This is a genomic window from Mangrovibacterium sp. (assembly GCF_059905295.1).
This window is the reverse complement of sequence record NZ_JBZQJF010000272.1, coordinates 1-6,837: the sequence shown is the minus strand read 5'-3', so window position 1 is coordinate 6,837 and position 6,837 is coordinate 1. Positions and strand designations below refer to the sequence as shown.

General features: G+C 43.7%; 5 protein-coding genes. 1 reads left to right on the top strand and 4 read right to left on the bottom strand.

The annotated features are described in order from the left end of the window. The 4 genes from AC37HE_RS13960 to AC37HE_RS13945 form a co-directional block, all read right to left on the bottom strand. On the bottom strand, positions 1-225 hold a 225-nt coding region (locus tag AC37HE_RS13960; RefSeq protein ID WP_500783464.1), incomplete at its 3' end, for an RNA polymerase sigma factor. 275 nt (positions 226-500) lie between these two features. Further along, positions 501-2,714 carry an APC family permease gene (locus AC37HE_RS13955; protein ID WP_500783463.1) on the bottom strand — a complete coding sequence of 738 codons (2,214 nt, stop codon included), beginning with the start codon at positions 2,712-2,714 and terminating at the stop codon, positions 501-503. A gap of 46 nt (positions 2,715-2,760) precedes the next feature. Next, positions 2,761-3,396 (bottom strand): DUF3267 domain-containing protein, encoded by a 636-nt coding sequence (locus AC37HE_RS13950; protein ID WP_500783462.1) that lies wholly within the window; start codon positions 3,394-3,396, stop codon positions 2,761-2,763. Continuing rightward, positions 3,393-4,838, bottom strand: coding sequence for an oligosaccharide flippase family protein (locus tag AC37HE_RS13945; RefSeq protein ID WP_500783461.1), 1,446 nt, complete (start codon positions 4,836-4,838; stop codon positions 3,393-3,395). The genes AC37HE_RS13950 and AC37HE_RS13945 overlap by 4 nt, the downstream gene beginning before the upstream one ends. 94 nt (positions 4,839-4,932) lie before the next feature. Here AC37HE_RS13945 and AC37HE_RS13940 point away from each other — a divergent pair, with 94 nt between their 5' ends. After that, on the top strand, positions 4,933-6,060 hold the full coding sequence (locus AC37HE_RS13940; RefSeq protein WP_500783460.1) for a glycosyltransferase family 4 protein: 1,128 nt from the start codon (positions 4,933-4,935) through the stop codon (positions 6,058-6,060). Positions 6,061-6,837: the final 777 nt, after the last annotated feature.

Below are 6,837 nucleotides of genomic sequence, written 5' to 3'. Positions count from 1 at the left end.
CGACTTAAACGATTTATCACTATCGAGCCTGCTGCGGTTTTCCCAAATCTTCAGAAAAACCTCCTGAATGATCTCTTCCGATTCATTGGACGACTTGAGGTAGGAAAGTACAAAGTGATATAACTTCTGACTATACCGATCAAACAGCTGTTCGAAAGCAGCAGTGGAATTATTACTGAGTGCAATCACCAGTTTTTGATCGTCGATAGGGAGAGGCTGTTTCAAATTTTCAATTGTTGATTAGTCAAGCAGCCTCAAAAATAGTCGTTTTAATCTGTGTTTCTGTATGTATGCCAGATTAATTTATGAGCTGAATAATATTCAAAGTACCAAATGATCACAAATTTTTTGATCCGAAATTGAGATCAGTCAATGCAGTATCGACTTATCCTAAAAGGGTCATTAATACTTATTTGATAAAATTCGGCCAGCGGATTAGTAGTGTAGTCCACAAAATGAAAGACATGCAATCACTCAACTTAAGAGGTTATCCGATCCAATCACTCAATCGTTTTTTCATCGTGGCTATTTACGAAAAGGATCGCATTGCTTTCGTAGCCTTCAAAAATCTTACTGCCTTCATGTTTCAGATGATCTCCCCGGAAGCCGGTAATAACAAGCCCGGCATCAACCGATCGCTCATTAATCATCTCCCGAATTGAAATACCCGGTTTTTCTTCCAGTATTTCGACATTCTTCAAGGTAATTGGCAAACGTCCTTTGGTTATCAGATCTTGCAGTTCAACTTTACTTTTTTCAATATTCTCGGGAGTCGAAACCTCAAAAATCTTAATATTAGTCTTCTTCCAATCGGGGTGTGCTCCGATGATAAAACCAAGCAAAATCATTAAGTTGGCGTTGTGCTCATCGGTACGCTGTAGCCAAACGTGGATATCATTTCGTGTATCGATTTTTCGTTTTCCGGTTCGTAAAATCAACACATCAAAATCGCCGGCATTCACCAAGGCATAATTTTCGGTGATGCGTTTCAGACTAACTGCATCCTCGACATCACTGTCAAAAATCAACATGTTATTCTCCATTCCGGCAATGCCCGGTAATTGGATTGCCTGTGCAATGGCCGAAGTAAACGAAGGTGAAATAATCGTATCCACATAAACATGGCTTTCAATCCGGTCGAACTGGCTAATCAAAGACTCCAGATTTTTTCGGGCTTCCAGGTTTGCTGCTTTCGAAAAATAACCTTCCATAAAATGAATGTAGGTTCCGAAACCATATTTATAAGCCATCCAGTTTTGTAACCGGAAGGCATGCTTACGCTCAAAACTACGATCGGTAATACAAATCGAACTCGGACGCCACTCTTTAAACGAACTCCGCTTCCGGGCTTTTTGCAGGAAAACCTGCATCGACCGGTTTAATTGAAAGATTGAGTTCGTAAAGATGATTTCCAGCCCTTTCCGATCTCTGTGAAAATAGTCGACAACCAGGTAAATAAGCGCCATGGACACCAAAGCGATCAAGGCATACATCGAGTCGATTTTAAACATCACGTACAAGGCCGTAACAAAACCAATAAGCGAAAAGTACCAGCGCGAACGAAAAGACGGGCGGTAAGAAGGAGAAGAGCCAAAATGATTCAAAAATGAAATCAAACAAAGCGAACCGTAGGTCACCATAAAGAACATGGAGATGATTCGGGCAACGATGTTTACATTACCTAGCGCCACAAAAACAAAGGCAATAATAATCGTGACCAAGGTTGCTTTTTGCGGTTCTCCTTTATGATCGTTCGCCCCCAGGAAACCATTAATCTTTTTACTTGGGAACGATGCATCGACGGCCAAAGCCTGCAGGGTACGTGGTGCAACCATAATTGAACCAATTGCCGACGAAATGGTAGATGCTGCTAAGCCAATTGGAACAACGATATTTCCGGCAATGGCAATATTCCCCATAATCAGCTGCTCATTCAACAAATCGGTCTCTGAAGCTGATGCGGCCAACTTCCAGGAAACAAATACATAGACGATCATTCCCATAACAGTGGCAACAGTGGTTCCAAAAGGAATCGACTTGGCCGGATTCTTCAAATCGCCCGAAAGTCCGACACCGGCAGTCATCCCTGTAAAAGCCGGAAAAATGATGGCAAAAATGAAGAAGAATTGATCCATATTGCGCAAGTCGGCATGAAACAGACTAAACGTAGAACTTTCACTAAAATCGGTCGTTCCGATAAAAAACATCACCAGCGAGACTGCCAAAATACCAACAATAACATACAAAGTTTTCACCCCAAGGTTGGCTCCTTTGGTTAAAATAAGGACTGCCAAAATTCCCATCGATGGTAAACTAACAACCTGTCGTGGCAGGTCGAGTCCCCAGCTATCTTTTGCAATATTGAAAAGCTGTTCAAACGATTCGGTAAAGGCAATAACATAGAATGCCACACTAATAGCCTGCGACAAGTACAAAGCAATACCAATTGTTGCCCCGATATTTAGCCCAAACGAGCGGGAGATAATAAAGTATTCGCCCCCTCCCTCAACGCGTTTATTGGTGGCCAACTCTGAAATAGCCAGAGCTGTCGGGATCGTTACCAGGTGACCAACCAAAATAATCAGGATTACTCCCCAGAAGCCCAGGGTTCCAACACCGAAACCAAAACGCAAAAACAGAATTGCTCCCAGGATGGTAGAAATAGCCGTGAAAAATACCGGCGCAGTCCCAAATGATTTCATCTTATCACTCATAGATGACTAAATTAATGGAATCGGAAATAAGAAGCGATTATTATGCTCACTTTTTTAACACATAAAAGAAGGTCTTTCCCTGTGTCAGATCATCAAAATTGTAGATTTTTTGCCCCGGATGCCGCTCATAGAAGGAAAGCATGGCGATATCGCCGGCACAAAACAACGAGTGAATACACATCAAACTAAAGCAAAAATATGCTGCCGGATGGTGCAATAGCAGCAGCCCTGAAATGATTGTAAGCACATTCACCCAGATAAACGGTGCCAAGGCTACACGACGAAAAACAGGGTAATCAATCACCTGTTGATCAGCAGCAACATAAAAAATGAATTTTCGCCATATTGCACCGGCTTTCAGACTTCGAACTCCGCTTCGCCAATAAGCTACGGCATGTAAAAACTCATGTAAAATCACCAATATAGTTACTGAAAACAGCAATGCCGCTCCCATCCACAGCAAAGGCACCCAGTTTCCACGGTAAGCCGGCACCACACTCATGCCAAACAAGGCGGCATAAAGTAAGAGCATCGCTATTTGATAAAAACTAAATAAGCGCATAGAACGAGTCGGTTCGTAAACCTGCTCCATAATAAACGCCTTGATTTGACGATGATCAATTTCCCGCAACAACTCAAAAGCCGGATCTGTTTTTAAGTCTTTGGGCGTATAGCTTCTCATGCGTCTCGTTCCTTTAAAACCATTAGCAAAGCTTTCAAACTAATCAGTCGGCTAAACAGGGCATAAATCATTCCAGCAACGATCACAAATGACACTCCAAGGAGCCAGTTTCCAATGAAGAGACTGATTTTTCCGACCAAAATAAGAAAGAGCAAATATCCCGTAAAGCGCAATAAAAGCAGGTAGTTTACTTTCAGTTTAAAATAGATGGAAGCCAGAATCACCTGCACCAACGCTATTCCGGTCTGCGTGAACATAGCTGTTATGGCAGCGCCTTCAGCCTTAAATCTTGGAATAAGGATGATATTCAAGCTAAAATTGAAAACCATAAAAGCCATCGCCACCAGGTTGAGCGACTTTAAATTGCCGTTGGCGGTCAGTAAGGTTCCAAAAATATAAGTTGTTGCAATCCCCGTGAACCCGATCATTAACAGACGAAGTACAAGGGCCGACACTTCGATATGCTGATGATATAAAGCCTCCATAATGTCGGTAGCATAAAACTGGCAAAGTATCATTCCCAGCATAGCCGGAACCATAATCAGTTCGAACGAAAAGCGAAGTAAGGACGATATATCTTCACCCTTCTTCAGCATGCGCGAGAAAATAGGAAGTAATAAGCCCGAGAACAATAAGCCCATCATGGCAGCTGCATCCTGCAACCGGAATGCCTGAGCATAAATTCCGGCCTGCTTATCGCCATCAATTCGAAGGAAACGCTCCAACAAGACCGAATCTACCCGGGTATAAACCGACATAAACAGTACCAACAACGCATAAGGCAAACTTTGACGCAAGAAAGAGCGATAGATTTTCCAATTAAAACGCAAGCGGAAACGCCCCGTGTAATGCACCACAAAAGCCCAAACAATCAGGGTGGTTAGCACATAGGCAACAGTTTGTGCATAGACAAACCATTCGACCGAAAAATAACCGCCAAACCAATTGGTAAACAGCAGCACACTACACAAGCCAATCATTAAGGTACGATCGACCACCGAGAGCAAACCATCGGTGCGGAAATAATGCAAAGCACTGATATTGGAGCGCAAGTAGGCGGTAAACGATACTAAAAACTGGTTGAATATTAAAAAGAACAGCAAATAAAACTGCCGCGAATTATAACCAACAACCCAGGCCACCAGCAGGCATAAAAGGGCATAAGCAAAGGCCAGCACAAACTTCAAACTAACCAGGAAACTCAGGTATTTGGGCAGAAGTTGTGTATGACGGGCAATGGTCCGGTTATTAAAATTGGTAATCCCTAAGTCAAGGAAAATATTCAAGACCAGCGAAAAGCTAAACAAGGCGAAATACATGCCATACTCCTCAGCACCAAGCACATTCTGCACGGTCCGGTCAATTCCCAAAACCCAAAAGGGTTTAACCAGAAGATTCAGAAAAAGCAACAACAATAAGTTGGTAAAAAACTTTCGTTTCAACGGATGGTTTGTTTTTGCAGATTATCGGATAAATGTAGAAAATTTTTAGTCAGACTTTGTACATTTGAGATAAATCAGGAAAACAATCAGATCGATGATTATTGCCGTTAACACGCGAATTTTGCTGAAAGGGAAGCTGGAAGGTATCGGTTGGTTTACCCGTGAAACGCTGCAGCGGATCACCCGAAACCACCCCGAACACCAGTTTATCTTCATTTTCGACCGTCCCTACGACAACGAATTTGTGTTTTCGGCGAATGTTACCCCGGTTGTTGTTTCTCCACCGGCGCGCCACCCCATTTTATGGTATATTTGGTTCGAATGGCGCATTCCCCGCATCTTGCGTAAATACAAAGCCGATCTGTTCCTGTCGCCCGATGGCTACCTGTCGCTCCGCAGCCGGATAAAACAGCTGGCCGTGATCCATGATATCAACTTTGCGCACCGTCCCAAAGATCTGCCCTTTCTTTATGCGCTGTACTATAACTATTTCTTCCCCAGGTTTGCCCGGCGGGCTAACCGTATTGCTACGGTCTCCTATTATTCGAAAGAAGATATTGTGCGAACCTACAACATTGACGCCGATAAGGTTGATGTGGTATACAACGGCGTAAACAAGCTATACACCCCCACCTTGCCGGAAGAACAAGCAGTAACCCGCAACAAATACACCGATGGTATTCCTTATTTTTTGTATATCGGATCGTTGCATCCGCGGAAAAATATTTGCGGCTTACTCCGTGCTTTCGATGCCTATCGCACATCAACCGACAAAGATACCAAGCTGCTGATTACCGGTGATGCCATGTTTAAAACCGACGACATTGTACGAACTTACGAGGGAATGCGCCACCGAAAGGATGTGATTTTTACAGGCCGCTTGTCGACCCAGGATTTGCACCAGGTATTGGGAGCAGCTATGGCCTTAACCTTTGTACCTTTTTTCGAGGGATTCGGCATTCCGGTGATTGAAGGTATGAGTGCCGGAATTCCGGTAATTTGTTCCAATACGACCTCACTACCCGAGGTTGGTGGTCATGCGGTATTGTACGCCGATCCATTTGCCGTTTCGCAAATTAAAGATGCCATGATTCGAATTGCCAATGAAGCTGAACTACGCGAAATCCTGGTAACAAAGGGGCAAAAACAACAACAGAAATTTACCTGGGACAAAACCGCCGAAATGCTCTGGGGAAGCATCCAGATTTGTATGAACAGCTAAGTGCAGCCGGGTACTGCAAGCATTTCTACATCGGCAACCGGCCCCCCGGGGATTCGGACAGCACAAAAGAAGCAACCGACGAATACAGCTGAAGTCACTCCTTCTAATTCCCGACGAAAACCATCGCAGTTTGTCTTTAAAATGTCACTTTTTTACACAAACCACAGCGGCATGCTTTTTACAACTGCTGAATTTTCCGTTTCTCCCTGTTTTTTCATCCGCTGCAGTTCTACGGTATTGCTCTTTAGGTCCGGAAAGGATCATTTTTGTTGTATTGGTATCAGCAGGGAGGGTCCGTAACATTACTCCGCACATGAGTATTCATATCCGAGGGTCGGATAGAACCACTCAGCACATGAGTGTTCATATCCGAGGGTCGGGTAGCACCACTCAGCACATGAGTATTCATATCCGAGGGTCGGGTAGCACCACTCAGCACATGAGTGACCTTTCCTGAGGGTCAGGTAGAACCACTCATCATATGAGTGACCTTTCCTGAGGATCGGGTAGCACTACTCAGCATATGAGTAGTCGTTTCCGAAGGTCGTGTAGCACTAGTCTGCACATGAGTATCGTTCATCAAAGCTAATCTTCCGAAAAAAGGAGCCGATGACTCTCAGGTTTCCAAATTTTCGTCCTTTGGAAACGCTCATTCTCCACTCTTACTGAATATTTCGAAACAATTATAGTGTCTTTGCACACTCGCGTTCATTCATTTTCAGAAAAAGCGGGCTCGTACCGGTTTGCTCAATTCCCTTATCTTTGTCCAAAATCAAT